39 protein-coding genes and 3 pseudogenes are annotated in these 23,034 nt (G+C 33.5%); 9 read left to right on the top strand and 33 right to left on the bottom strand.

What is annotated here, in order from left to right; genetic code table 11:
• Positions 1–11: 11 nt before the first annotated feature.
• The 3 genes from ACFVP7_RS10515 to ACFVP7_RS10505 form a co-directional block, all read right to left on the bottom strand.
• A complete protein-coding gene (locus ACFVP7_RS10515) occupies positions 12–407 on the bottom strand; it encodes a hypothetical protein (RefSeq protein WP_017697067.1) in 396 nt (131 codons plus the stop codon).
• Between the two features lie 36 nt (positions 408–443).
• A complete protein-coding gene (locus ACFVP7_RS10510; protein WP_396583212.1) occupies positions 444–1,646 on the bottom strand; it encodes a hypothetical protein in 1,203 nt (400 codons plus the stop codon).
• A gap of 65 nt (positions 1,647–1,711) precedes the next feature.
• Positions 1,712–1,933, bottom strand: coding sequence for a hypothetical protein (locus ACFVP7_RS10505; RefSeq protein ID WP_213385415.1), 222 nt, complete (start codon positions 1,931–1,933; stop codon positions 1,712–1,714).
• Positions 1,934–2,003: 70 nt separating this feature from the next.
• Here ACFVP7_RS10505 and ACFVP7_RS10500 point away from each other — a divergent pair, with 70 nt between their 5' ends.
• Positions 2,004–2,678 (top strand): SOS response-associated peptidase, encoded by a 675-nt coding sequence (locus ACFVP7_RS10500; protein ID WP_396583211.1) that lies wholly within the window; start codon positions 2,004–2,006, stop codon positions 2,676–2,678.
• A 69-nt stretch (positions 2,679–2,747) separates the two neighbouring features.
• Positions 2,748–3,560, top strand: coding sequence for an ATP-dependent DNA ligase (locus ACFVP7_RS10495; protein WP_396583210.1), 813 nt, complete (start codon positions 2,748–2,750; stop codon positions 3,558–3,560).
• Positions 3,561–3,625: 65 nt separating this feature from the next.
• On the opposite strand, the gene ACFVP7_RS10490 is transcribed toward ACFVP7_RS10495, so the two are convergent.
• Positions 3,626–4,039, bottom strand: coding sequence for a hypothetical protein (locus ACFVP7_RS10490; protein WP_004399463.1), 414 nt, complete (start codon positions 4,037–4,039; stop codon positions 3,626–3,628).
• Positions 4,040–4,204: 165 nt separating this feature from the next.
• On the opposite strand from ACFVP7_RS10490, the gene ACFVP7_RS10485 reads away from it, so the two are divergent.
• Entirely contained in the window at positions 4,205–4,354 is a 150-nt protein-coding gene (locus ACFVP7_RS10485; RefSeq protein ID WP_004399538.1) for a hypothetical protein, read from the top strand.
• Between the two features lie 80 nt (positions 4,355–4,434).
• Here ACFVP7_RS10485 and ACFVP7_RS10480 read toward each other — a convergent pair whose 3' ends face one another.
• A complete protein-coding gene (locus ACFVP7_RS10480) occupies positions 4,435–4,725 on the bottom strand; it encodes a hypothetical protein (RefSeq protein ID WP_003231051.1) in 291 nt (96 codons plus the stop codon).
• Positions 4,726–4,838: 113 nt separating this feature from the next.
• On the opposite strand from ACFVP7_RS10480, the gene ACFVP7_RS10475 reads away from it, so the two are divergent.
• Positions 4,839–5,213 (top strand): YoqO family protein, encoded by a 375-nt coding sequence (locus tag ACFVP7_RS10475; RefSeq protein WP_032677220.1) that lies wholly within the window; start codon positions 4,839–4,841, stop codon positions 5,211–5,213.
• A 22-nt stretch (positions 5,214–5,235) separates the two neighbouring features.
• On the opposite strand, the gene ACFVP7_RS10470 is transcribed toward ACFVP7_RS10475, so the two are convergent.
• The gene (locus ACFVP7_RS10470; RefSeq protein WP_396583261.1) at positions 5,236–5,448 is read right to left on the bottom strand and encodes a hypothetical protein; all 213 of its coding nucleotides are present in this window, start codon (positions 5,446–5,448) and stop codon (positions 5,236–5,238) included.
• 202 nt (positions 5,449–5,650) lie between these two features.
• Here ACFVP7_RS10470 and ACFVP7_RS10465 point away from each other — a divergent pair, with 202 nt between their 5' ends.
• Positions 5,651–5,932 carry an LCI fold-containing protein gene (locus ACFVP7_RS10465; RefSeq protein WP_019712309.1) on the top strand — a complete coding sequence of 94 codons (282 nt, stop codon included), beginning with the start codon at positions 5,651–5,653 and terminating at the stop codon, positions 5,930–5,932.
• 132 nt (positions 5,933–6,064) lie between these two features.
• Here ACFVP7_RS10465 and ACFVP7_RS10460 read toward each other — a convergent pair whose 3' ends face one another.
• The 3 genes from ACFVP7_RS10460 to ACFVP7_RS10450 form a co-directional block, all read right to left on the bottom strand.
• Positions 6,065–6,265 carry a hypothetical protein gene (locus ACFVP7_RS10460; protein WP_041335823.1) on the bottom strand — a complete coding sequence of 67 codons (201 nt, stop codon included), beginning with the start codon at positions 6,263–6,265 and terminating at the stop codon, positions 6,065–6,067.
• Between the two features lie 74 nt (positions 6,266–6,339).
• Positions 6,340–6,957, bottom strand: a complete 618-nt coding sequence (locus ACFVP7_RS10455) for a hypothetical protein (protein ID WP_308154438.1) — start codon at positions 6,955–6,957, stop codon at positions 6,340–6,342.
• Between the two features lie 18 nt (positions 6,958–6,975).
• Positions 6,976–7,647 carry an SLOG family protein gene (locus ACFVP7_RS10450; RefSeq protein ID WP_213385409.1) on the bottom strand — a complete coding sequence of 224 codons (672 nt, stop codon included), beginning with the start codon at positions 7,645–7,647 and terminating at the stop codon, positions 6,976–6,978.
• Positions 7,648–7,774: 127 nt separating this feature from the next.
• Between ACFVP7_RS10450 and ACFVP7_RS10445 the strand changes: the two genes are divergently transcribed.
• Entirely contained in the window at positions 7,775–8,002 is a 228-nt protein-coding gene (locus ACFVP7_RS10445) for a hypothetical protein (protein ID WP_308154437.1), read from the top strand.
• A 75-nt stretch (positions 8,003–8,077) separates the two neighbouring features.
• On the opposite strand, the pseudogene ACFVP7_RS10440 reads toward ACFVP7_RS10445, so the two are convergent.
• From ACFVP7_RS10440 to ACFVP7_RS10395, 10 genes and pseudogenes are all read right to left on the bottom strand, one after another.
• Positions 8,078–8,280: pseudogene (locus tag ACFVP7_RS10440) on the bottom strand (hypothetical protein).
• A gap of 8 nt (positions 8,281–8,288) precedes the next feature.
• Positions 8,289–8,453 (bottom strand): hypothetical protein, encoded by a 165-nt coding sequence (locus ACFVP7_RS10435; RefSeq protein ID WP_061891124.1) that lies wholly within the window; start codon positions 8,451–8,453, stop codon positions 8,289–8,291.
• Positions 8,454–8,572: 119 nt separating this feature from the next.
• Positions 8,573–8,794 (bottom strand): hypothetical protein, encoded by a 222-nt coding sequence (locus ACFVP7_RS10430; RefSeq protein ID WP_072692922.1) that lies wholly within the window; start codon positions 8,792–8,794, stop codon positions 8,573–8,575.
• 30 nt (positions 8,795–8,824) lie between these two features.
• On the bottom strand, positions 8,825–9,271 hold the full coding sequence (locus tag ACFVP7_RS10425; RefSeq protein ID WP_308154436.1) for a hypothetical protein: 447 nt from the start codon (positions 9,269–9,271) through the stop codon (positions 8,825–8,827).
• Between the two features lie 66 nt (positions 9,272–9,337).
• Positions 9,338–10,072, bottom strand: coding sequence for a hypothetical protein (locus ACFVP7_RS10420; RefSeq protein ID WP_308154435.1), 735 nt, complete (start codon positions 10,070–10,072; stop codon positions 9,338–9,340).
• 140 nt (positions 10,073–10,212) lie between these two features.
• Positions 10,213–10,410 carry a hypothetical protein gene (locus ACFVP7_RS10415; protein WP_161986111.1) on the bottom strand — a complete coding sequence of 66 codons (198 nt, stop codon included), beginning with the start codon at positions 10,408–10,410 and terminating at the stop codon, positions 10,213–10,215.
• A complete protein-coding gene (locus tag ACFVP7_RS10410; protein ID WP_161986112.1) occupies positions 10,407–10,805 on the bottom strand; it encodes a YopX family protein in 399 nt (132 codons plus the stop codon). The genes ACFVP7_RS10415 and ACFVP7_RS10410 overlap by 4 nt, the downstream gene beginning before the upstream one ends.
• 368 nt (positions 10,806–11,173) lie before the next feature.
• Positions 11,174–11,368 carry a hypothetical protein gene (locus tag ACFVP7_RS10405; protein WP_308154434.1) on the bottom strand — a complete coding sequence of 65 codons (195 nt, stop codon included), beginning with the start codon at positions 11,366–11,368 and terminating at the stop codon, positions 11,174–11,176.
• Between the two features lie 111 nt (positions 11,369–11,479).
• Positions 11,480–11,677: a hypothetical protein gene (locus ACFVP7_RS10400; RefSeq protein WP_017697045.1), complete on the bottom strand. Its 198-nt coding sequence runs from the start codon at positions 11,675–11,677 to the stop codon at positions 11,480–11,482.
• Between the two features lie 70 nt (positions 11,678–11,747).
• Positions 11,748–11,966, bottom strand: a complete 219-nt coding sequence (locus tag ACFVP7_RS10395) for a YopT family protein (RefSeq protein WP_308154433.1) — start codon at positions 11,964–11,966, stop codon at positions 11,748–11,750.
• Positions 11,967–12,148: 182 nt separating this feature from the next.
• Between ACFVP7_RS10395 and ACFVP7_RS10390 the strand changes: the two genes are divergently transcribed.
• Positions 12,149–12,373, top strand: coding sequence for a helix-turn-helix transcriptional regulator (locus tag ACFVP7_RS10390; RefSeq protein ID WP_004399410.1), 225 nt, complete (start codon positions 12,149–12,151; stop codon positions 12,371–12,373).
• 188 nt (positions 12,374–12,561) lie between these two features.
• Here ACFVP7_RS10390 and ACFVP7_RS10385 read toward each other — a convergent pair whose 3' ends face one another.
• The 14 genes and pseudogenes from ACFVP7_RS10385 to ACFVP7_RS10320 all read right to left on the bottom strand — a co-directional run bounded on the left by ACFVP7_RS10385 (position 12,562) and on the right by ACFVP7_RS10320 (position 21,497).
• Positions 12,562–13,539, bottom strand: a complete 978-nt coding sequence (locus tag ACFVP7_RS10385) for a hypothetical protein (RefSeq protein WP_003231032.1) — start codon at positions 13,537–13,539, stop codon at positions 12,562–12,564.
• Between the two features lie 23 nt (positions 13,540–13,562).
• Positions 13,563–14,945: a DNA sulfur modification protein DndB gene (locus ACFVP7_RS10380; protein WP_308154432.1), complete on the bottom strand. Its 1,383-nt coding sequence runs from the start codon at positions 14,943–14,945 to the stop codon at positions 13,563–13,565.
• A 106-nt stretch (positions 14,946–15,051) separates the two neighbouring features.
• Positions 15,052–16,128 (bottom strand): site-specific integrase, encoded by a 1,077-nt coding sequence (locus ACFVP7_RS10375; protein ID WP_004399272.1) that lies wholly within the window; start codon positions 16,126–16,128, stop codon positions 15,052–15,054.
• Entirely contained in the window at positions 16,118–16,330 is a 213-nt protein-coding gene (locus ACFVP7_RS10370; RefSeq protein WP_109962734.1) for a helix-turn-helix transcriptional regulator, read from the bottom strand. The genes ACFVP7_RS10375 and ACFVP7_RS10370 overlap by 11 nt, the downstream gene beginning before the upstream one ends.
• Before the next feature lie 47 nt (positions 16,331–16,377).
• Positions 16,378–16,695, bottom strand: a complete 318-nt coding sequence (locus ACFVP7_RS10365; RefSeq protein ID WP_109962735.1) for a hypothetical protein — start codon at positions 16,693–16,695, stop codon at positions 16,378–16,380.
• Between the two features lie 2 nt (positions 16,696–16,697).
• Positions 16,698–16,898, bottom strand: coding sequence for a hypothetical protein (locus tag ACFVP7_RS10360; protein WP_032677204.1), 201 nt, complete (start codon positions 16,896–16,898; stop codon positions 16,698–16,700).
• A 331-nt stretch (positions 16,899–17,229) separates the two neighbouring features.
• On the bottom strand, positions 17,230–17,355 hold the full coding sequence (gene aimP / locus ACFVP7_RS10355) for a lysogeny pheromone peptide AimP (protein ID WP_009967508.1): 126 nt from the start codon (positions 17,353–17,355) through the stop codon (positions 17,230–17,232).
• Positions 17,356–17,368: 13 nt separating this feature from the next.
• Positions 17,369–18,529 (bottom strand): AimR family lysis-lysogeny pheromone receptor, encoded by a 1,161-nt coding sequence (locus tag ACFVP7_RS10350; RefSeq protein ID WP_308154431.1) that lies wholly within the window; start codon positions 18,527–18,529, stop codon positions 17,369–17,371.
• A gap of 170 nt (positions 18,530–18,699) precedes the next feature.
• Complete coding sequence (locus ACFVP7_RS10345; RefSeq protein WP_396583209.1) at positions 18,700–19,263, bottom strand: hypothetical protein; 564 nt, start codon at positions 19,261–19,263, stop codon at positions 18,700–18,702.
• A 24-nt stretch (positions 19,264–19,287) separates the two neighbouring features.
• The gene (locus ACFVP7_RS10340) at positions 19,288–20,394 is read right to left on the bottom strand and encodes a hypothetical protein (RefSeq protein ID WP_396583208.1); all 1,107 of its coding nucleotides are present in this window, start codon (positions 20,392–20,394) and stop codon (positions 19,288–19,290) included.
• A complete protein-coding gene (locus tag ACFVP7_RS10335) occupies positions 20,391–20,693 on the bottom strand; it encodes a hypothetical protein (protein ID WP_396583207.1) in 303 nt (100 codons plus the stop codon). Before ACFVP7_RS10335 ends, ACFVP7_RS10340 begins: the two co-directional genes overlap by 4 nt.
• A gap of 234 nt (positions 20,694–20,927) precedes the next feature.
• Positions 20,928–21,017: pseudogene (locus ACFVP7_RS10330) on the bottom strand (hypothetical protein); the annotation flags it as partial.
• 9 nt (positions 21,018–21,026) lie between these two features.
• Positions 21,027–21,242: a hypothetical protein gene (locus ACFVP7_RS10325; RefSeq protein WP_396583206.1), complete on the bottom strand. Its 216-nt coding sequence runs from the start codon at positions 21,240–21,242 to the stop codon at positions 21,027–21,029.
• A gap of 3 nt (positions 21,243–21,245) precedes the next feature.
• Positions 21,246–21,497: pseudogene (locus tag ACFVP7_RS10320) on the bottom strand (hypothetical protein).
• A gap of 70 nt (positions 21,498–21,567) precedes the next feature.
• Here ACFVP7_RS10320 and ACFVP7_RS10315 point away from each other — a divergent pair.
• Complete coding sequence (locus tag ACFVP7_RS10315) at positions 21,568–21,747, top strand: hypothetical protein (protein ID WP_019712287.1); 180 nt, start codon at positions 21,568–21,570, stop codon at positions 21,745–21,747.
• A gap of 339 nt (positions 21,748–22,086) precedes the next feature.
• A complete protein-coding gene (locus tag ACFVP7_RS10310) occupies positions 22,087–23,028 on the top strand; it encodes a hypothetical protein (RefSeq protein WP_396583205.1) in 942 nt (313 codons plus the stop codon).
• Positions 23,029–23,034: the final 6 nt, after the last annotated feature.

Here is a 23,034-nt window from a genome sequence, read left to right as displayed (position 1 = left end):
AAAAATTACTTTTATGCAAACTCCATACTGATGCCAGTATCTTTTAACAATTCAATTTGTTCCGTTGGAATATCCGATTTCACCATACGCCACCCGACTAAGGTCATTCCGTAATAAAGATCGGTTAGTTCAACTTCATCATTCAACTCACCTTTTAATCGAATCATTCGATCTTTATATTTTTCATGACCAACAATATCAAAGCTCTGATTATAAATTGCATATGTTTTACCGTCTGCTTCGTTGTCTTGATATGGGGTATAGACTACCCTGCCGTCAGATAGGCTTGGATCAGTTTTCAACCATTCATATACCTCTTCATCAGATTGAGCAAGCACGTATGTAAAGATACCCCGCTCACTTCCCTTGGGTGCAAAGTGCTCTAGCATAATTTCATATAAGTTCATTTCATTACCTCCTGGATTCTGGTTAAAATATCGTTTTTATTTAGAGTTATTGGCACTTATATATTCTTTCCACTCGTCTTTTGAAACTTCTCTAATTACTTGACATGCTGTGGCCTCAACTTTCCCACTATCCGCATCTACAAAATCCTTTTCTTTAATCTTCACCTCAATAAGTACTCCGTCTTCCTTTCCATAGTAAGTTGATTGTTCGATCGCTGCCTTTTCATTAAAAAATAACCTTCCACAGTTCGACCAACTATCTATTACTCCTTCCGCTTTAGCTTCTTCTCCTATCACATACTCAAAGTTCTTGTCATAGAAGCTCGTTAATTTTCCGTTCTGTTTTCTTACAAATTTATAGAAATTAGTTTTATCAAAGAAATCCTTTGTATCTAATTTAATTTCAGTACATGGCGCTGATACAGATTCTTTTAGAAACCCATCAAGACCAATTCTGTACTGATCATCATTAATCTTCAGCGTCATAACTGGACTCTTATTAATGTCATTTAAAAGATCGTCTAAGTCATTAAACTCTAAATTAACCGGCTCTTTAAAGTAATCTTCGTCTAAAACCATGTCAGCAATTTTGTCTACAGCTTCTCGTAGGTTAAAGTCTTCATCTTTTTCGTCTTCGAACAATTTGTCATAATTTATCCCATACATACCTCCCATTTGATCTTTCAATTCTTCATATGTATTAATGGTTAAGTCCATGCATGTTAGCACAATACGAATGAATTCTGGTTTAGAAATTGTGTATTCTTTATCTGTGTATTTTTGCACTCTTAACAATGAGACAATTGGAAAAGCAGTTTGGCTATTAAACTTTAAAATCCTCTGCGAGTTATGTTTCAAAAAATCTTCATGTAGAGTAAAAGCTTCGGTCTTAAAATCAAATGCTCCCATGCAGACTGTAAAATCAAATGTATTGAAAATTGACTCAGCATCAGAGAAAAATTTAAAGTGGATCATTTGTAGCTTTAGTCTTTTTTTGATAAATAGCGTGGCTTTTTTAGTGTGTGACGTTACATAGACATTGCTATTCCAACACTCTTCTAAGAATGAACATGCTTTTTTATCACTTCTAAAATAGATATCCACATCATTTATCTCTTTATTATTAAATAGACTTGTAATTGCCCCACCTGCAATAATAGCTTCATTCCTTTTAAGTGCTTCAACTAACTCTTCACCTAAATATGCGTACAGTTTATTCTTTTCAAATTGATAACTCATTTAAATTCCCCTTTTTTAATTTTATTTTTATCTTTATAAAATCTCTGTTTTATCTAGATTTCTGTTTACTTACTTCTTCTAATTTTATTTTTATCCAACAAATCAATAATGTAAGTCTCATACATGTCATCCCAATAAGGATCTGTTCTCGCTATGTATTTCTTTGTTCTTCCGTTCTCCTCAATCTTAAAGGTTTGTCCCTTTTTAATATCGGTGAACTTTTTCTTTCTCCATATTCCCCTGATCAACACATCAACTTCTTTAACCTCAACTGTTTGCTGCAGCATCACATACCTCCTTTTTGATTTTCGTGTATCAAGCCTGTACAATATTCAAAAACCCTAAAGGATGATGAACATGTGTGGCAGGTTCACTTTATTCTCTGAGTTTGATGACATCATTGAGCAATTCAATATAGATCAATTATTACCCGAAGATGAATATTACCCAAGCTATAATGTTGCCCCTTCACAAAACATCCTTACAATCATCAACGACGGATCGAACAACCGGCTGGGCAAACTTAGATGGGGCCTTATCCCTCCTTGGGCTAAAGACGAAAAGATCGGCTATAAAATGATTAATGCTCGTGCTGAAACATTGGCCGAGAAACCCAGCTTTCGAAAGCCGCTCGTCAGCAAACGTTGTATCATACCCGCTGACAGTTTTTATGAATGGAAACGCCTAGATCCAAAGACTAAGATTCCTATGCGGATTAAGCTTAAATCATCTAATCTCTTTGCTTTTGCCGGCTTATATGAAAAGTGGAGCACGCCAGAAGGGAATCCTTTGTACACTTGCACAATCATCACAACAAAGCCTAATGAGCTTATGGAAGACATTCATGATCGGATGCCAGTTATCCTTACTGATGAGAACGAAAAGGAATGGCTTAACCCTAAAAATACTGATCCTGATTATCTACAAAGCTTACTGCAGCCATATGATGCTGATGACATGGAAGCATACCAGGTTTCATCATTAGTAAATTCAGCCAAAAATAATTCAGCTGAGCTTCTTGAATCCCATTAAGTACCACTGCCATATCGCTTTATATATCACCTTCTCTTAGCTAATATGTTCTAAGTAGGAGGTGATATTTTGTTTGTATCGCCAATGCTATTGCATTCAATAAAAGAGCCATTTGACGACGAGAACTATATCACTGAGCTCAAATTTGATGGAATCAGACTCATCCTTTCTAAATTTGATAATCAGATTAAGCTATACACTCGTCACAACAACGAAGTAACAAGCAAGTTTCCAGAACTCTTGGACTTAGATATTCCAGATGGAACAGTACTCGATGGTGAAATTATTGTAGCTGCCCCAGGTGGTGCTCCTGACTTTGAAGCTGTAATGGAACGTTTCATGTCCAAAAAATCAGCCCACAATATCGTTTACTGTGTCTTTGATGTTATCTACAAAGACGGTCAGTCAATAGCAGCTCAGCCACTCACTGAGCGTAAGACAGTTCTGAACTCACTTGAACTGAATCATCCAAATGTTTGTGTTATCGAAGGAATTCAAAGTAACGGACTCGCTTATTTCAACCTGGTCAAAGAAAAGAATTTAGAGGGAATCGTACTCAAGAAAGCTGACTCCCCTTATGAGATCAATAAACGTTCGCATAATTGGCTTAAAGTGATTAATTACGATTACACTGAGGTTCTCATAACTGGCTACACCAAAAAGGATATAAAATTCCTTCTGTCTTATCCTGATGGAACTTCAGCTGGATTTATGGAATTTATGCCACATGCAGAACGAAGTAAGTTTCATTCTATGAAACAAGTAAAATCTGAATCTGATGAATATGTATTTATCGAACCTATCTTATGTAACGTTAAGCACAGATTTAAGACTAAGCACGGTAAACTCCGCATACCTTCCTTTGAATCCTGGAGAGTGTAATCTCTCCGTTACATAACTTCTTAGAGCCTAGCCTTTTAAAATTCAATGAAAATTTAGTACATGGATCAATTAGTATTCATCCATTCATCGAAGCTATAAGGATAATCAACAGTCTCTATAAACCCTATTTCTTTTGCCTTCTGACGGATTTTCATACATCCTTCATAGCTATAAGCCCATATTTCTTTATAATCCCTCAGCTCACCGCATTTCCCTGTTATGATGAACTTTCTAAAACTGTTGACCAGTTGCCACATGTTGCCTCCATGCGAAAAGCCATTTGGACTCCCGTATCCCATTTCATACGGATAAACGTCATCACCCGTGTAATCATCAACGAAGAACAGTTTTTTCTTAAATCTGAAATACGCTATGCGATCCTTTGACTTGCGGTAGAATGTACGATGATCAATGCTTGCGATAAGCTTTATCAAGTCATTAATATCATTCATGCGTTTTATTTGCTCTTGATTTGGCACTTTGGTTGCCTCCTTTCGATAAAATAAATATTTTATTTTAAATGCTATTTTTCTTTAAACCTTTTTAAATTTCCAAGCTTCATTTCACCTTTATTACTGCAAGCAGGTTGTCATACGCTTGCCATATAAAAGAGACTGGACATTTTTGTCTCGGAGGTGAAATAAATGGAATTAATCTTAGATTGTTTCGTGAATTGGTCATTTGACAAAATCATGGACTACATCTTAATTGCAGGACTTTATTTTGTGTTCAAATCGAAATCTAAACAGAATTATCCTGATCACTTCGAAGAAAAACGCCGGCATAGAAATTAATACTTTATGATCGTTATCGATACGTGTGCTTTTTCGATAACGATCCATCCTAATATGTTTAGTTAAAAACTATCTTTTATTTAGACTTCATCAGCTTGTCTAATAGTGTCTAACAATTCTTTCTTCTTGAAATATGTCTTTTCCAAACGATTTACTTCCTTTTGCAATTCAGTAGCAGCATCATACTTAAGGATCCATTCTCCTACTCCACAGACTTCTCTTTGTTCTTTCTCAAACGTTTTTATGTGATGGCCTTCAAACCAAACCCTTACTCTTGTTCCGTTTTCAAATTCATTATTAAAAGCAGCTGCTTTCTCAGTTCCCGCATAAATACATTTATACTTGCTGTCATCGACTACATAAGTGTTCATTATCTCCGCTCCTTTAAATCACGATTTTAATTTAACTTTAATGTGTATCATCTTGAGAAAATCCCCTTTAATTGGTAAACTCATACTTAACTTACATAAGAGTAGGTGATTCCTTGAGTAAAACAATCGGTATTACTGGATTTTTCTTAAGCATAGTAGTGCAATCATTTTCTGCGAATGATTCGCTATCCCACAAGATCGCTACGGGTTTATTATTTGTATCAATAGCAATTTATAATTTTGACCACGCTAAAGATTATTCCAAAACATCCCTTGTCGTAATATGCCTCACCTTTTTCGTACTTGCCTTGGGTATTCATAAGCTTCTTTCCTTTTCCAGTGACTTATTTGACAATGTGAATATAAATTTCGGAGTAATATTCATCCTCCAAATCACATTAATAATTGGATCTGTTGCAATAGCTATCAGTATAATGAAATTTATCTGTGATCGTCTAAAAAAGAAACCTAACGGTAAAGAGTGTTAATTCCTCTTTGCCTTTTTTATGCTCAATACTTCTTCTTATGTGGTCTTCTATGTACAAAATCAAATGCGATATCAACTTTTGCATTTTCCTTCTCCTCTGCTACTCGCTCCGTAACAACGATTAGTTGTCCATTTTCCTGGCGGTCAATGCTATGGACTGAATATCCTTTAGCAGCGTAATATTCTCCGATAATCTCATCAACGTGGTTGCTAAGCAGATTCCTCTTTATCACCAACATAACCTCCACTTATTTTATTTTCATTCTATAGTTTTTTATGATTCCATCCTATAATCCATCTCTCCATTTGCCTTCTCATCTATCACGACATTAACCGACACACAATTTCCATATGTATGGGAGTAATTTCGCTATTTCCCCAATCAACAAATCCATATAATGTAATTGTAAGAAAAAATTATAAGAATGGGGGATTTACATGAGTTACAAAAAAGTATTAACAGGTGTCGCATTATCTGTAGGTTTACTTGTTTCAGCATCTCCAGCGTTCGCTGCAAGTACAAGCCCAAGCCCGGATCAGGGAATAGCTAATGTTGCAAGTGATGATTTTAAAGCTCAAGCTATCACTTGGGATTTACCTAGCAGTACAGGTATTTTTGCCAACTCATTTGAAGACGGCGGATATCGCTGGTATTTAAAAGGTATTACTAAAGTTTCAGATGGATATTGGATTGGGCACTATGAAGGTGTACGAATATAAGATCGCAATTGGGGGCTTCTAGCTCCCTTTTTAAATTCAATGTTTTTCTTCAAAGTAATATAAAATATGAACTTACGATAGAGTATTATTATTGATTATTTTGTCCAGTCCTCTCTAGATAAAATAATCCTTTTATTGTGATTCTGTAGCCTTAATTAAAAATCCCATTCTTTCCTTCTTTGTTTTAGTTAAATCTCTGCTTTCTTTTAAGATGTCCTGAAACAAGTGAAATGGAATCGGGTTTAAACCAAGGCTTCTGACTTTATTACAATAGCCTCCGTAATAGGCTTGCTCGTATTCCCTCTGCTCTGATCTAAAATTAAACGGATTCATTGGCTGTCTCCCTTCCTCTAAATATCTTAATATCATTCTTTCAAACTAAAATGATTTTTTTATTTTGTTTTTCATCAAAATAGCTTACTGTATCTATTCTTTTTCTCAAGTCCACAAATCTCACAAACGAATTCCTGCTCGTAACTATTGCTTCCAACTTGTTCTTCGTCATTCTTATACCATTCATGCTTACATTGTTTTTGCAGTTCACTTTTTTGTTTAACTAATGGTTCGATTTTTTTCTTTTTAATCTCTCTAATTTCTTTTTCAAACTGCTCGATTTTCTCGTTAACTTCTTCTAATTCATCAATTAAAATTTCTTCGTCTTTGAACGGATTTTCAGATAGTAGTTCCCAGTCTTGCTCTAACTCTCCTAACGTTTCATTGTCATAACCATTAAATACATTGTCATATAGTTTAAGCTTATAATACATTTCCCCAAGCATATGAGTGTAACTCACAAGCTCAGCAAAGCTTCCAGTTCTTTTATTTTTAAAATATAGCTCTAATGGTAAGACGGGTACAGCAGGACGTTTGTCTGTGTAAATAACCTCTACCCCATCTTGCGTTTGTTTTTCTAATACATGTCTACCGTCTCCGGCAACCCCTCTATACGTATACTTTTCCTGATTTAAATAGCATTTTTCACCTGGATTTAATTTGTTGTCTAACAATACTTCATGAATTTTCATTTGATAGTGTCTCCTTTTTCAATTGAAATAAGTAATATCTAATTCAAAATTAAAATCAGGATGAAGTCTCCATAATTGATGTCCTAAGTAAGTTTTCCTTGCATAATTTAAGCAGTTCCTTGTACCACTTTTACTTCCATCATAAACAGCTACTATTGCCTCACTGTGATCAATCATGTATTCATTTCGTTTCTGCATCTTAGCTGGTGAAAACTCACCTGGTTTATCTCCGCTAACTTTATATTTATCTAATTCTTCAACATTAATAATCTCATCTGACACATCAAGCATACGTTTGTACCACAATTTTTGGTCTGCAGACCAAACTTTGTCTTGTTCCTTGAAAGGTGTTGCAATTATGTTTTTGATATGGGGAAATTTCTTCTTTAGAATATGTACACACCAGCAAGCAGCCTGATCAGTTCCTAACGCTCCTCCAGTTATAAACCTGGACTTCTCTTCTTTTATGATTAACTCCTCAATCACTTCAAGCAGCTTATCTTTGAGTTTGAGCATTGTGGGATTTTTCATATCATAGCCACCCAATTTATTTGGTCTGTGACCGGTAAAGCAAACTGTCTTCTTTCTCAGTGTTTCTTGTTCTTCTAAAAGCCGCTCCCGTTCTTTTTCCTCCTCAAGCCATTGCTTTTTCCATTCTGGATTATTTAACTTTGCAAAATCAATTGCCATAGTTCAGCTCCTTTCTCTTTAAAACAGTCTTTTTATTTTAATATAGGCTTATTTCTCATTAACCAAATATTCCCTTCCTCCATAACATGACTATGACTCATCAATAACTGATTAAGGAGAGATTATTTTGTTTCCAGTAAATCAATATCCTTATGATCCTTATATGGAGAATTACCGATTGACACCAGTCGGCTGTGTTGGGAAATTTACAATGATTGAACTATTAAGTGGTGTTAAATTTGGGATGGTTGTTGACAGCGCTGACCCCCTTGGGTTTACAACTGGAAGAGTGCCGCCTACCATGGCAACTACAAGCTTTCCTTCAAATTTAATCAAAAGCTCAATCTGTGTTTAAGATTTCCCTTAGAGCCATTTCTATATTGGAATGGCTTGTCTTTATAAAACTTCAATTTTAATTTAGATTCTGTTTTTAATCCCAATTAAAATGTTTGGGTCTAGGACAAATTCGTAGTTCTCCTCCCAATCAAATTGTTTCAAACCGTCTTCTTCAAATTCCCAGCATTCGCCGAGTAAAGGATCGTCTAATTCAGGAACTCTTTTTTTAAAAGTTCGAAGTTTGTTGAAATGACTAGCTGTTTTAAATTTAACTTTATCCATTGGTGCAAATTTCATTTTTCCATCTACTTTCTTTTAATTTTTCTAATTTCAAAACGCCATTTGTACGCATCTGTACCAATTCGTTCAAATAACTTTTTTCTTGCCTTTGTTTTTGAAGGTTCTTTAATTCCAAAACAAAACTTTCGTGATTGTGTACTATAAACTCCATATGAAACCTCATTCTCCATTTTTATTCCCCCGATTCTCATTAAATCTCCAATTTTAATTAGCTTTCTAATTGCCTCTGCTTATCCAGTAATAAGTAATAACTACTGTCTGCTGTTCTTTGTGTATCATCGCCTTTAATTCAGCAGCCAGCATTTTGGTTTTCATTGTCGCTATCACCTTTGTGATTATTAGAAAGCTCTTTAATTAGCAAATGCCCAAGTTCATCACTAATATATCTCCAATCAGCTCCTTCAGGTGTTCTAATACCAAGTGAAAACCCGCCGCAAAGTGTATCCTCTGCCAGTCTTAGTACACCATCGCTTGTTTTGAGCAACTCGTGTTTAACCATTCCTTTAATCATTTTTGTCTCCCTTTCTCATATTATTTTCACTTATACTTCTTGCAGCATATTTTTCAAATATTCAATCAGTCCATCTTTCTCAAAACATTTAATTCTCAACATACGGTCATATTTTCCACACCACTTTTCCCATACGGTATAAAGATCAAATTCGATTGGTTGAATGCCCACTGGAACACTTTTAAGCCCGATCTCTTTGTAATAAGTAGTTAAGATGGATTTAATCTGTTCTTGATGAAGCTCTGTGTCTTCCTCTTCTGTTGCTTCACATGCTTTGAACATTAAATAAGCGAGTAATAATTCAAAAGTAGTTGGTTCAAAATTAGATTTTATGTACACAGTAGTTGGTTCAATATCGTATTGATGACTTAAAGAATAAACAAATTCTTTATTGACACGAGGATTTTGAACAGATGTTATATAATCCAAGGCATCTTCTATTCCTTGGGTATCATCACTTAAATATGGAACTTTCAATTGTATCTCCCCTTAAATTGTTTTTTAATTAATTCAACTCTTTTGAATCTCTTTAAAATTTTACTTTTATTGAAATTTGTCTTTGCTATTCTCCAGTTCTGCTTTGATCTCTGGATAGTCTTTCCCAATGTGTATAAGTGCAGCTGCAACCCTCTCTGCTCTTACCACCTTTTTCAGATCCTCTGTAGTAAACAAATCTCTAAGCTTATCTCCTTTTTGACAATCATAAATCTCTTTAAGTTGGTTAGCGGACATATCAAAAACGACTTTATATATCATGTTAGTGAAAGTGGAGTACTCAAAACCTTCTTTTATTGTTCCTATGTAAAACTCCTGAATAGCATCTGTCAATTGTCTTCTTTCATGTTTACTTATTTCTCGTTCAATGGCCCATCTTCGCTGATCATCTTCCGAAACTTCTTCAACATTCAGAAGATAGTTCCTTACACTTTTAGCAACATCTGACTCAGTCAGCATCATGCCTAGTCTGAGAAGTCCTCTGCGATTGAGCAATTGGAGTGAATTGATACCATTTAACGATGGTTCACCTTGAACCACCGTCTTAAATTCAGCCAGACCCTTACCTTTTAGAATTCTTAATTCCCCATATTCATTAAATTCCGCCCTATTACGTTTTACAATTGTTCGTATCGTCTCTATTGGTACCTCATAATAGAGAGATGCCATATGTAATGTTACCTCTAGCGTATTAGGCAATTGAGGCAATACCTTAACTTTCTCTAACACTCCATCTCGATAAACATGCACATCTCTCATTGTTTTACTTTCAATAAAGACCATTTGATTACTTTCGTTTATAATAGCTGATGTTTGTTTATCCTTTTCTGATTTAGTTTTATTTCCTATAATAATCGCATCCTTTAATTTTATTTTTATTTAAAATGCATCTTTTATATAGATCTCAATACTTCTCGGCAAGGTTACCAACCTTCTTCATAGAAAATATCATCATATAAAACTTTTGATTCATCGGCCATTTCTCTCTCTTCTTGGTATTCATCCATATGATTAGTAATAAACTCACTTGCTTCTCTAATTGTATTACCGATGAATCTTGCACTTATGTATTGCTCCATGCGTCCGATCAGTCTCAACTGTTTTTCTGTAACTTCAATCACTCCGCGCCCTCCAATAACTCAGGATTTTGGTAAACGTCTCCAATGACTTCAAGTTCATATCTCGCTAGCCCATAGTTTATTAGCATGTGAAAAAGATATTTCGTATCTTCGTCAACTCTAAAGGCACCATAATAGTCAGACCACTCGACCAATAATGGATGAGTCATTCCTCTGCCGATAAGCATATCTCTATCGTAAATCTGACGACCGTTTTTGACTTTAAACCCTGTGCCCCACATGAGAGCCGCATCTTTGTCATCACTGGATACAACACACCCACCGCCAGAGTCGTGCCATAAAAGCCAACTTCCATCATTTTTTATAGTTAGACTTAAATGTTCATCATCCCAATAATGCATCTGCTCGCCGTCCCAAACTCTGTATGCTGTGTTCATTGTCCGCTCTCCTTTGCTCTAACCTTGTACCGTGGTTTACAACCCTTGCTAACTTGTTTCAATTCAGCAGTGAAACAGTCGAGACAAATATTTTCTTGTTTTCGGTGGTCACCAGTGTTTTGTTTTAGCTGTTTAATATCTGATCGATAAGCAAACCTTAAAGGCTTTTCAAAGATAGGCACAGCATTTTCATGTGTATCTAACCCACACGTTTCACAACATAAATTCTTCATAATAAATTTTCACCCCTCACTATCGCCGGACGGCCTACATTCTGTATTATTAATTAATCCCTTATTTCAATCTCGATAAAACTTATATTTTATCCACTAATTTTAATTTTGTTACCTTAGTGAAAATTACACAATTCAATATATACTTACTTCTTTGCCCTTACTTTCTTCTTCTCTTAACATATCTTCAGCTATATACATCCCCTCGTAAGCATAATCAATTATTGAATGAAATTCTCCGATGACTCTTCGTAAATTTTCCTCTTCTTTGTATGCTTTTAATCGCAGAATCGTTTTAATTAATTTATCGAGCTTTTCATCAAGCAACATAGCTCCCTTTACCATCTCCTATATACATATTATTTGTATTTGAATAAACTATAACCCATCATTTAATATCTGTCAATTAGATTCGGCCAATTTATGTGACCGAATCTAATTTTAATCTGAGAACATAAAGATCAATTCATTGATGTCATCCCTAAGCTTAACGAGGCTTTGTGGTGTAACTGAAATTGTAATATCTAATTTCTCTCCCTTGAAACCAAGTAGGAATTGATAATGTTCTGAAGTCAGCAATTTTTTTGTAAGTTTCAGACTAACCTCTTTGTAATTATCTTGATCAACAAATATATTCAAAACAATACCTTCATTCTCCTCTTGCTGCTGATTACATTATGTTTAATGGAGTCTTTCTTTTTTTTTATTTTTACTCAGGCAATTCTTCTGTATTTGTTATTTCATATTCCATATCACTTAATTTAAAATTTTCAACTGATCCGTCAACTTTTAAAAACGAGACTTCTTTAGATAAAAGTAAATTTTCACAAATCCTGGTTACCAATGTTTCAGAGACTTCTGGACTATCTGCTTTGTTTTTGAGTACAATCTCCAGATTCAGTGCAATATTGTTTAAATAACCTGCCATCCTCATTCTCCTATGTTCAATTTTCTGTGATAAACCCTTAAGGTGTTAAGGGAACGTGCGTTCTGTTTTGTATAATCATTATACATAGAAAGTAGGTGTTATGCTAGTGGTTATTTATCGGCTTCGTATGGTATGATATGTATTATGTCTTTCCATAACAGAACGCAGGAGGATGTCCGATTATGATTAAAGTTGAGATCGGGCAATGCTTGATACCTGAATTATGTAGAAAGAAAGACATTACAATCAATGAACTTTCAGAGATAACTGGGATTAAGAAACAGCAGCTGAGCGACTATAATCGATTAGTTAAAGTAGATATGTCTATTCGAACTGCAAAAAGAATTGCTGCTGCTTTAGATTGTAATGTCGAAGACCTCTATGAATTCAAGGTTGAAAGGCATTGAAACGACTAAGACTTTGGTCTTGGTCTCCTCCTTAGTAAACCATATGGTTTACATGACCATCTTACTACATTTAAACATGTATTTAAAGTGATTATTTTGTCTATTTTTGTCGAAATGCGAATTTTTTCACAATTTTTTGAGATAAAAGAAAAATCCATTTAACTAAAACAGTCAAATGGATTTCATATTTAAATCGTAGTCTCTTTTAAACCTAATTCTTCTGCGTAATATTTATTAACCTCTTCCTCATTAATATAATCTTGCATTGAATAAACTGCTCGATATTTGGATTTTACCCTTAAATTAAAGTCATCTATAATCTGATATCTTACGGAGTTATCAATAACCCCTTTCTCTTTATAAAGTTGATATGCTCTATACAAATGACCAGATCTAACAATAGTATTTGGTGTTAAAAAGTTAATTTTAAAGAACTCAGATATATCAGTAATTAGATTAGTTATGACAAATTTACTTGCTTGGCCGTCTCCTTTGTTGGACGTTCTTTTTGTTTTAACTACATAATCATTTTCAACTAAAAAGACTTCTTTTGTTTGGCCTTTTGCCTTCCCATTCTTTAATTTATATTTAGTTTCCTGAGCTGCATTTAAGGCAATAACAAGACATTCACTACTAACTTTTAGTTTTCGTTCACCGTGCTTTGAATCATAGAGGGTTAAAACGTTACCGTTAAGCATTGCATCCTCAACTTGCTTCTTCGTTAAACTTAGCAATTCAGAATGAGCTAAACCAGAAACTCCTTCAAAAAGTAGTCTTAACACAGCCTTAGATTGATAATTAACTAATTGATTTTCCATTTCCTCTAATTCACTATAAGTAATATATAATTTTTTGTCCCCGAGACATTCATAAAGCTCTTCTTCAGAAATAGTTCTTGCTAAATTGGTTAATCCTTTACTTAACTTATATGAAATTGCCCAATCAATATACAATGACAATAATGCTAAGGTTCTTCGAACACTACCGATAGTGGTTTGATCGAATGATCGTATAAGTTCTAAAATTTGCATTGATGTGAAATCATAAATGTCTTTATTATATAAAGTCTCAGTAATCTCTGCTTTTGCAAAAATAGGCCTCATCTGCATAACCATACCCTCAGATAAGGTATCTAAATATTTTTCCTTAATCTCACTATTGAACATTGCAACAAACAACTCCTAAGTAATTACTCGTCTATTTTTAAATTATTGAAGAAATTCCATATCTTTTGTGGTGATTTAGCATTTCCATTCTTGTCTACTACACCTAATTCATCCCACAACTTATTTTTCTTACTAAAATCTATAGAGCCTAAAACATCAGTAATCTTACTTTCCAACTCGTCCAGGCTTACCCCATCTAATTGCAATTTCTTAGCTAATCCCACATAACCATTAAAGAACAAATAGTTGTTTACAAAACTTCTCTTCCGTTCTTTTGCTATATCACCTAAGAACTCATCTACATATTGTGTAGCTAAAGCATCAAAGAAAGATGTAAGGTATCTTGCAGTTTTTAAGATGTCTGCTTGATTAGAAAAATCTTTTTTAGAATAGCTTCTTTCAATTGCCTTTTTGAAGTCAGAAAAAGTTATAAGTAAGTTTTGATTCTGATTTATCCAGTCTCCATTTGTCTTTATATAATCACCAATTATGCTATTATCCTGAATAAACTTAACAATTTTATTTGAATAAACATTTTGACTCATCTCAGCCACTTTAGATTTTTTAACTGGGTTTATTGTGTTTTGTTGCCCAAAATGCTCTCTCGCCCTTTTTTGAGTGTAGTTATAGATGTCCACTTTAAAGGTTTCTTCAAACAAATGATCTAACTCAGGATGTTGTCTTATAGCCATAGTAATGCCTATTAGCCGGTGATACCCGTCTAAAACGTCTAAAATGGTGTCTTCAGTCACTGTAAGAGACATAGTGTCGTCATCATATTTTAATTCTTCGCCACAACTTGCGCTTCCAACACGTGCATTAAACGTAAAAACTGATTTAATTAATTTCCCATCTAAGAACAGTTCCTTTATTTCTTCAACCGATTGTTTATTGAGCTGCGGTACAGGTATCTCAATATCTGAGCCCTCTAGTTTTTTCGTTTTGTTCGTTCTTTGAGCATTAGGATTATAGTGCAATAACTTATTTTCAAATAGCATAAACAACTCTTTAGCAGTGATTGGGAAGAAATAATTATCATCCGAATACTTTACAACTTGTTTGAATGTATACGGAAATTTTAAATCTTCCTCCACAGATCCTTCCCATAATGTTTCAATTTCTCTCATATCCGTTTCTGTGAAGTAATTTCGTGGATTAAACCTTTCACTTTCAAGAACTGAGTATAGTGACTTGGCTAAAAAGTACATATATTCTTTAGAAATTTCGACTTCTGGATTTTCTATATCGTAAATTAATTTTTGTGTTGTCCCTGGAGTAATTTTATTTTTAGCCATCTCTAATTGAATATCGTTAATAAAAGATCTTATGTGTTTATTTTTCGAGATAGCATCTTTCATTTCTGAAAGCAGTTTCTCATTTGCAGACTGATCAAAGATCACTGTCATATAGCCTTTCACCTCATGTCATGTTGCTAAATTTAAAGTTACCAAAGGCAATCTGGTTAATCAAGAAGAATTATCATTTGAACTGAGTAATATACCGAAAAAATGATTATCGCTCATTTACATGCTTTATAAACTTTTTTAATGTAACAAGATCAGCGTTTTCAAAAAAACTAATAAAATCCTCTTGGGTTGCTTCATATAGTGGATTTAAATCGATTTTTTCATCCATTGTTACACCAGCAGAGTTCGCTATGTTAATCTTTCTGCTCATATATCTCTCTGTTGTTAATGTGTTTTTATGATTTCCTTGTTCTTTTGCTGCTAGTAAATCGTGACCAGAATTCTCATAGACATAGTCAATTCCAACACCCTTAAATGAGTGTAAGACTAACTCTCTTTCAGGAGGTATACCTAACCTTTTTTTCGATCTTTTCAAGGAGTGTCGTAATGATTGTTCCGAAAGCCCCTGAAAAACCAATTCAGTTTCGCTGTCATCCTCTTCCTTCAGCTGCAACAATTCCTCATAAAATACCTGGTTAATGCCTGTAGACACAACCTGAGATCCTTTATCAATAACTGTTACTATATAATGGCCTGTACTCTCATCAAGCTGTATGTCTTTCCATCTTACGCGCAAAATCGCACTTACACGAAAAGAAGTTCTGATGGCGAATTTAACAAACAGCTTTTTCATTAAAGGTTTCTGTCTTTCATTTATATACATATCCTGAGCGATTCTTTCGGCTTCTGTCTGGGTTGTTTTATCCCAGTTTTTAGTTACTGTTTTAAGCCTTTCGACAGTATTAAACACCGACAAGTCAATATAGTCCTTATAATCATGCTCCAAATATGTATAGAGCATCTTCAGGGAGGTCATTTTTCTGTTAATACTATTATTAACTAATCCCTTTTCCTGAAGATACTTCACATAGTTGCTTAATTCGCTTTTACTTACAACTAAATCATCGGGAACTAAACTTTTGACATCTTTACCTTTAATCACACTAAAGAACTGCTTAATATCCCCTTCATAATTCTTTCTGGTGTTCGACACCCTTCTAGTTGATGAAGGCATCATATAGTTAGAATTCCCTGAGCTACTTCTTATATCTTTATTGATTAAAAAGCCCTCGATATCATCGTAAACCGCATAATTTTTTAATTGTTTAATTTTATTTTGCATTCTCTTCTCCTCCTTTCTCATCTAATAACTCATCAATAGAGACATTCAACACCAGAGCGATAAGCTTTATGGTTGTAACATCTGATTCATCTGGCATTTCAATGATTTTGTTTAATGTCTGCATATCAATCATTGTCTCCCTCGACAATTCCTCTATTGTGATGCCACGTTTGACCATTAGCTGTTTTATTCGCTCTGACATGTCAACCTCCTATTTTTATGTATACTATAGACTGCAGTGCGTATATGTTATGGTTGATAAATAAACTCTTCAAATTCAATTGCAATGTGTCGTTTTAAATTCTTAACAAAATGTATTAGGGATCTAAAATGTGGATTATTTTCAATGCTTCTTTTTAATCCATCTCCACCTAATAATACTCTATTTAGATCTTTTAATAATGCTGCTATCTCTATTTTTGCACCATGTAGATCATCTTCAGTTTTTGCATTAACAATCATATTTCTTATGTTTAGTACACTCTCTATGTAAGTTTGTTTCGCATTTAAAACAAAATCGGCATCAATATCTTTATGATTTGTAGACCTAAGTTCTACAACATGCATTATTAATCCTCCTTGTATTCACTTAGCAATTTCATGTATCCTTTAGTTAGTTGTTTTCGAACATTTTCATTCTTCATTATTTTTGACTTTTCAATGCTTTTTTCATGAAAAAACAAATCATTTTTAACTAAGCTTTCAACTTTCTTTTGGTAAATGGTTTTATGTATTGTCATACTGTTTTTTAAGTAACTAATTGCGGACATACCACCAACCTCCTATATACATATTTTTTATCTTTTGCATCTATAGCAATTGTAATGCATTACAAAAGGGAAGTAAAGATTTTTTTAACGACAAATAGCACATTCTACGCAATTTTTTTTTGCGAATGTGCTGCTTTGTAATGCAATTCATTTAATTAGGGTGTATGTACTTGGAGTTGATCACTAGATGTTATAAAAACTTAATATTTAAGTGATGGCCTTAAAACTACAAAAGACGCTTAGCTCATTAAAAGAGCCAAACGTCTTCCTTTTCTCTGCTTAATTTAATTAAGTAAATGATAATACTAATAACTTTATGTGTCAATGGATTTTATGCTCCACGTGGCATTCCAGCAACCTCATAATCACCTGAAGCTTGTTGGATTGAAGAATCTGCACTTATGTAAGAAGTGCCTAGTGCGCCCAAGATAACTAAAGCCATAATAAGTTTTTTCATTGTCTCACCTCCTTTAAAGTAAAAGTAATTCTAAAAGTTTTTGATTTTCACCCATCTTTTGCAGTTCTAACAACGGCAGCCTAATAAGGAATTTGTCATTAGACTTTTTAAAATACTCGATTGAAGAATAGAAACATGCTTTATTTTGTTCGAGTCTCCCTTTCAAATAATGATGCATTGCAAGCTCATTATCGTTATGACGTAAAAGATCTAGTTTATCCAAAACTTTTTTTGCTTTGGAATTTTCATTAAAGTTGATAAAACAATGGGCTTGCTCCTGCAAATCCATAATTGACTCAGATTCAAAATTAATCCACTTATTTTCTTTGCGCCATACATTATTTAAGAAGCACAAAGCCTGCTGGAAAATCATGTTGTAATTTTCATTTTGAACAGAAACGCCTAGCCCTTTTAAAAAGTTTTCTTGAGCCAATTCATAATTCGAAAATAATAGAGAGTTGCCAATAGTTAAGTAGCTGAAAACCTGAAATCTGAGGATATTTGTACTTTCCAATGCCTTTTTAGAGTACTCTCTGCACTCCTCTAATGAATTTTCATTTAGCTTTATATTCGACATTAGAACATGAACTCTTGTTTGATATGTGTTTCTAATGTACATGTTCTCAGAAATCTCACTTAGGTCAATTTGTTTTATAAGTTGGGCCATCGGAGAAAAGTTACCAGTGCTTAAATAATGATAAAGCAGCAAGAGTCTTGAGAAAGAATTCATTTCAGGTGTTTTAATATTTAATTTACCGAGTCTTTTCACTGCCTCAAATTCAGTAATATCACAGTTAGACAGTTCTCTATGTATTTTATACACTTTTCCATATTCTTTACTTTTCATATTACTGCAAGAAATCATTGAATCTATTAAAACATCTTCTATTTCAAAAAACATATTTGCATCAGCATACTCCAATGCACTTCTTGCTGCCTTTGTCTTAACATCTAGGTTTAAACAGTAATCTTTCATTAATTCATATTCACGGTCTGGATACTGACTTTTAACAATGTTGACTATTGAAGAAAATTCATTAAAAGTTTTCCCATCATGGTTTAAGAAGTCATAAAGAGGATTGGGGTTTTTAAGGCCAGCTACTGTTGCCCATTTATTCATTAAAGAGTTGTCATTTTCCAAGTCTTTCTTCATAGCTATCCTTATTAACTCCATTATTTCCCCTCATTTCTTTTTGTTGTCTTTATTGGTTAACTTAATAATACTATAGATCACACTACGAGTCAATTAATTTATACATATTTTTTGTATTTGTATTCTCTTTAAAATTCCTATTTTAACTAGACAAGGGCTTCAGCTTGTAAGGTGCCCCTGTCCCAGGTTTTTCAACTGTACTCGTAGTAGACATCCTTTTGCTTTAGTCTTTCAATCACTAAGTCTTTGAATGGGATATCTCCCAAAATAGCAAATCTAATATAATCAATTTTTGCTCTGGTACTTTTCTGTTGGAACATTATTCTGTCTATGTTTTGTCCAAAAACTGACCTTTGAAGTTTCTTTTTGTACCGCTTATATTCCTCTATCGAACAATCGTTCACTTTTGTAAAATGGATTATCAGTCTATCCAACTGCTCTGCTGATAAAACTAATTGTGACCTTTTAAAATGCTGGAACGCATGACAGTTTGCGCAAATTAAATCCAAGCCAATTAACTTTACAACCCTATTATCAAAGTCGTATTCTTCTATTTCATGTACATGTAATTCTTTATAATTTGCTTCATTTGGATGGTGTTTGCATATAACACATGTATAGTTATTCTCTTTAAGAATCTGGGGCCTTATCTTCTTTAACCACAATGATTGAGTTAAATTTTTTCTGACAGTCTTTCCATGAAACATAGTTGGTTTAGCATCAATTTTTAACTTAAAATGCGAAAATTCCTCCAATAAAATCCCTTCCTAATGAAATTTTTATCTTAAAGAACTTGTTAATTTACCCGCTTTATAATAAAAATATAATTGGTGATTTTCAATTTCGTTTAATTTCTCTTTATAAAGACCGTAAGCCTTTGCGCTATCATACACAAGCTTAGCGCCACCAACTATACAAGCTTGTGATACATTAAGGAAATCGGATACTGTGGCAATTGTTAAGCCTAGTGTAGAAGCAGGCATTTCCCAATTCTGAAGAACCTGTCCTCTAAGCTCTTTCAAATACTTATTTGTTTCACATAGCTCTTCAATTTCTTGTAGTACTGGTTCTATTTCTTGTCTGAATTTATCTTCAACCTCTATCAAGAAAGCATCTTGCCAAACGTCTGAGTTAATCTCGCTGGAGAAAGTTAGCATTAGCGACCTAAATTTAATTAACGGTACAAACAATTCTTTTCTAATATCCATTATTTCATTAATTTTTGCTAAATCAAAGCTTGGTAGTCTATTTAGAAAATCAAAAGTTAAAGTTCCGTGTCTCATTCTTTTGTTTACCTGTTCTATAGTTGTATTTTCAATACAATTTCCATCATTCCTTAACCTAATGATATCTGCTACTCTTTTGTCAAAGATAGGATATGTCTTGCCTGATAATACCGATGTATTTAACTTATCAACAAAGTCGATAATAAACTGCTCAGAAAAAGAGTTAGCGTCACCTAAAGGGTGTCTACCGATTTCTAATAATCCTGTATCGTATGCATCTTCCAATCCTTCTATTCCACTTTTACTCAGAATTTCTAATAAACTTTCCCTTAGCTCAGCCCATGACTCATTTATAATCCTTTTTAGTTTCATTTTCAAAATGATTTCATTTCGTGTTAAATTTCCTTTTTTGTATAAAATAAACATCGCTTGACTCAATTCCTCTTGTCCCATAGCTCCCATAAATGTTTGTAATAGCTTAGCCTTTGTTTTATCATCTTGTATTAAATACATATTTAATACATCAAGCATCACTGACGCACCAATGCTTTCTAATTTAACTTTGTCTCCATATAGTAATCCTACCTTTATAAAACTAATATCTTTTTCAACATTAAGACTATCTGGAGTAGTTCCAACCGTCATATGGAATTCATTCATTTAGTTTTATCTCCTTCTAATGTCGGTAATATTTTATAACAGCACTGAACCCTGTTAATAACCAGGCCATCTACAGCTTCAATTATATAATCAAGTAATAAAATGACTTTTAATGAAACAATCTCTTTCCCGAACCCTGGGCCATACCCGTGTAAAATGGCATGTCTGTTTACTTCAGAACCAATAGGTTTTCCATAACAAAACCCTGCGAGGATTTTTTCTTTGTAATATATGTTTATCTTATCGTGAAAACTTATATGTTGATCATTTTTCAAATAATTTGAAATCGTCCCTCGCATACTTTAAATCCCCAGAAATGGCTCTTCCTAATTCTTCGAATTTAATACGGCTTGCTTATCGAACTCATTCATCTATCATTTTCTTATACAACTCTGAGTTAATGATAAACTTTTTCTAGTTCCAACCAACGGATCAAATTAAATTTCATAGATTCTCCTTAATTAGATTATTTACAATAAAGCAATAGTTCCCTAAATGTGTTTCCATTCAACATACTCAAACCGTTTCTGTTACAAGTCTTCAAAAAAAGCAACCCATTCAATCCAACCTTCTGCTACTATGCTTTTCTTTTCCCCATCCTCAATCCACTCTATCCAATACACTGAACACCCCTAACGCTTTACGACTTGAATTTCCCTTACCTCACATTGCACATTACACTTTGATTTGAGCTCACTTGCTACCTCAATGACTTCATACATTGTTTGCAATTTAGAAGCGCCGTGGAGGTCGCTAGATGTTAAATAATCGTCCTCATCTAAATTAAATGATCTAAAGTATTCCTTGTTTTCAAACTGCAGTACATAAAAATAATCAATCAAAGGCATAAATCAACCTCTTTTAAATAATTTTGTAACCCTCATTGCTAATGGCAGCAAACCAATTAACGTAAAAAAAAGCAATTACTTTAAGCTTATTTTTGAAAAACAGGCTGGCCAAATTCCTTTCCATGCTCGCTGCTGTTTCTTTATCCATAAGTTCTTTAACTCTTCATCATAGACCTGATCAACAAAAATAAACTTCATGCCAGTCAATAAACCAACTCCAAGCCCAATAATTAAAACATAAGCTAATCCAATCATTTGTTCCCTCCCTATATCGAACGAAATTTGCTATTCTTGAGTATGTTGAATAAATTATGTAGGTGATCTAATGGAAGAGAAATTCGAAACAAATGGGTATGATACTTCAATCGTTTATGATTACAAAGAGTATCCTGATGTAAAATACGGTCGCTGCGACAATTGCGATTACACTTTGTTCAAAAGCTCTGTGAAGAGTGGAATATTCTTACGTGAATGCCGGCGTTGCGGTATGAAAAAGAGCATTTAGATTAATGCTCTTTTTGTTTTGTGAGCTACCTAACAGGAATCGAATAACTCACAATTACATCAATATCATTTTCAGCTTTGCATACAGCATCTCTATATAATTCAGATTCAGATAAAGGCGTGCACATTGAATAAGCTAACTTCTGTAAGATTTATTCACGATGAGGGGAATTATTGGACATGGATTACTGCTACAAACAATTCATCGGGAATATAGATGCTAAATGTTTAATAAAATTGGTTTTAAATAACTATACAAAATAAACACAAAGCGGTAATATACTAAATAATCAAAAAAACTGCAAATCATTAGCAATAACTGAAAAAATAGGAGGCCGTTATGTTTACTGTTGACGAAATTAAAAATATAAAAAATGCTTTTAATGATCTAAAAAGTCCTGAAAACCTGCCTTTTTCATATATTGATGAAAAGTTTAATAAAGTTATAAAAAAAGACAATACTAATTTTAAAACGTTCTGTCCAAATTACTGCCATGTAGATTATAATGCTGTAATCGGTTGGGAAGGACAATCATATCACTATGCATACAAAGAAGGCTTCTTTAGTATTGCACATCTGGCTATTCTGCCTGCTAAACATTTATCTGATTCATTGGTTTATCCGATTATTTATAACTACAGACAGTACTTAGAATTAGTGTTAAAAGAGAATATACTTAGATTTCAAAGTTTTTTTCGTCTCCCTATCACTAACACAAAAACTCACGACTTAAAGTTTTTATTAAATACTCTAATTGATATTTTAGATTCATTTAATCTTGGTTTTCTGATTAGCTCAATACAAAAAAAGGTTATTCTAGATTTCCATGAAATTGATGAGAATAACGATGCTTTTAGATTTGTTTACGATCGTCAAGGTGATTTAAATCACCGGTATGACCATAAGCAAATCAACCTTTTGAATTTGCATTATACTATGAATGAAATATACAATGATTTTAATGCCATAGACTATCTTTTTGAACCTAATTCTTATTTCGATGATAGAACTTTGAGTCCTATATATCAAAGTTTTATAGTGGCATTCCATGAATTTCTTTCACTTAAAAGAAATAAAAATGGTATTAATTCTTTTAATAAACTTAAAAGTGTTATATTGAATTTTGAGCATCAATTAAGTAGTGAAATGAAGTTTAGGTTTGAAGAGAGCAGCATCGTACAGTTAAGCAATACTGTATATGAAACAACTCTTAATGAGTTAGGTCTAACGATAATTATTACTGTGAATAACGAAATAATTGATTCTATTCAAATAAAGTGATTACAG

The sequence above is a fragment of the Bacillus sp. SG20033 genome, assembly GCF_044570195.1.
In the GTDB taxonomy this organism is placed as follows: domain Bacteria; phylum Bacillota; class Bacilli; order Bacillales; family Bacillaceae; genus Bacillus; species Bacillus subtilis.
This window is presented reverse-complemented; position numbering and strand designations above follow the sequence as displayed.

Excerpts from the sequence above, each read along its gene's own strand:
- ACFVP7_RS10515 (WP_017697067.1), bottom strand. The coding sequence starts at position 407 with ATGAACTTATATGAAATTATGCTAGAGCACTTTGCACCCAAGGGAAGT.
- ACFVP7_RS10510 (WP_396583212.1), bottom strand. The coding sequence starts at position 1,646 with ATGAGTTATCAATTTGAAAAGAATAAACTGTACGCATATTTAGGTGAA.
- ACFVP7_RS10505 (WP_213385415.1), bottom strand. The coding sequence starts at position 1,933 with ATGCTGCAGCAAACAGTTGAGGTTAAAGAAGTTGATGTGTTGATCAGG.
- ACFVP7_RS10500 (WP_396583211.1), top strand. The coding sequence starts at position 2,004 with ATGTGTGGCAGGTTCACTTTATTCTCTGAGTTTGATGACATCATTGAG.
- ACFVP7_RS10485 (WP_004399538.1), top strand. The coding sequence starts at position 4,205 with ATGGAATTAATCTTAGATTGTTTCGTGAATTGGTCATTTGACAAAATC.
- ACFVP7_RS10480 (WP_003231051.1), bottom strand. The coding sequence starts at position 4,725 with ATGAACACTTATGTAGTCGATGACAGCAAGTATAAATGTATTTATGCG.
- ACFVP7_RS10465 (WP_019712309.1), top strand. The coding sequence starts at position 5,651 with ATGAGTTACAAAAAAGTATTAACAGGTGTCGCATTATCTGTAGGTTTA.
- ACFVP7_RS10460 (WP_041335823.1), bottom strand. The coding sequence starts at position 6,265 with ATGAATCCGTTTAATTTTAGATCAGAGCAGAGGGAATACGAGCAAGCC.
- ACFVP7_RS10455 (WP_308154438.1), bottom strand. The coding sequence starts at position 6,957 with ATGAAAATTCATGAAGTATTGTTAGACAACAAATTAAATCCAGGTGAA.
- ACFVP7_RS10450 (WP_213385409.1), bottom strand. The coding sequence starts at position 7,647 with ATGGCAATTGATTTTGCAAAGTTAAATAATCCAGAATGGAAAAAGCAA.
- ACFVP7_RS10435 (WP_061891124.1), bottom strand. The coding sequence starts at position 8,453 with ATGGAGAATGAGGTTTCATATGGAGTTTATAGTACACAATCACGAAAG.
- ACFVP7_RS10430 (WP_072692922.1), bottom strand. The coding sequence starts at position 8,794 with ATGATTAAAGGAATGGTTAAACACGAGTTGCTCAAAACAAGCGATGGT.
- ACFVP7_RS10420 (WP_308154435.1), bottom strand. The coding sequence starts at position 10,072 with ATGGTCTTTATTGAAAGTAAAACAATGAGAGATGTGCATGTTTATCGA.
- ACFVP7_RS10410 (WP_161986112.1), bottom strand. The coding sequence starts at position 10,805 with ATGAACACAGCATACAGAGTTTGGGACGGCGAGCAGATGCATTATTGG.
- ACFVP7_RS10405 (WP_308154434.1), bottom strand. The coding sequence starts at position 11,368 with ATGTTGCTTGATGAAAAGCTCGATAAATTAATTAAAACGATTCTGCGA.
- ACFVP7_RS10395 (WP_308154433.1), bottom strand. The coding sequence starts at position 11,966 with ATGGCAGGTTATTTAAACAATATTGCACTGAATCTGGAGATTGTACTC.
- ACFVP7_RS10390 (WP_004399410.1), top strand. The coding sequence starts at position 12,149 with ATGATTAAAGTTGAGATCGGGCAATGCTTGATACCTGAATTATGTAGA.
- ACFVP7_RS10385 (WP_003231032.1), bottom strand. The coding sequence starts at position 13,539 with ATGTTCAATAGTGAGATTAAGGAAAAATATTTAGATACCTTATCTGAG.
- ACFVP7_RS10380 (WP_308154432.1), bottom strand. The coding sequence starts at position 14,945 with ATGACAGTGATCTTTGATCAGTCTGCAAATGAGAAACTGCTTTCAGAA.
- ACFVP7_RS10375 (WP_004399272.1), bottom strand. The coding sequence starts at position 16,128 with ATGCAAAATAAAATTAAACAATTAAAAAATTATGCGGTTTACGATGAT.
- ACFVP7_RS10370 (WP_109962734.1), bottom strand. The coding sequence starts at position 16,330 with ATGTCAGAGCGAATAAAACAGCTAATGGTCAAACGTGGCATCACAATA.
- ACFVP7_RS10365 (WP_109962735.1), bottom strand. The coding sequence starts at position 16,695 with ATGCATGTTGTAGAACTTAGGTCTACAAATCATAAAGATATTGATGCC.
- ACFVP7_RS10360 (WP_032677204.1), bottom strand. The coding sequence starts at position 16,898 with ATGTCCGCAATTAGTTACTTAAAAAACAGTATGACAATACATAAAACC.
- aimP (WP_009967508.1), bottom strand. The coding sequence starts at position 17,355 with ATGAAAAAACTTATTATGGCTTTAGTTATCTTGGGCGCACTAGGCACT.
- ACFVP7_RS10350 (WP_308154431.1), bottom strand. The coding sequence starts at position 18,529 with ATGGAGTTAATAAGGATAGCTATGAAGAAAGACTTGGAAAATGACAAC.
- ACFVP7_RS10340 (WP_396583208.1), bottom strand. The coding sequence starts at position 20,394 with ATGAATGAATTCCATATGACGGTTGGAACTACTCCAGATAGTCTTAAT.
- ACFVP7_RS10335 (WP_396583207.1), bottom strand. The coding sequence starts at position 20,693 with ATGCGAGGGACGATTTCAAATTATTTGAAAAATGATCAACATATAAGT.
- ACFVP7_RS10325 (WP_396583206.1), bottom strand. The coding sequence starts at position 21,242 with ATGCCTTTGATTGATTATTTTTATGTACTGCAGTTTGAAAACAAGGAA.
- ACFVP7_RS10315 (WP_019712287.1), top strand. The coding sequence starts at position 21,568 with ATGGAAGAGAAATTCGAAACAAATGGGTATGATACTTCAATCGTTTAT.
- ACFVP7_RS10310 (WP_396583205.1), top strand. The coding sequence starts at position 22,087 with ATGTTTACTGTTGACGAAATTAAAAATATAAAAAATGCTTTTAATGAT.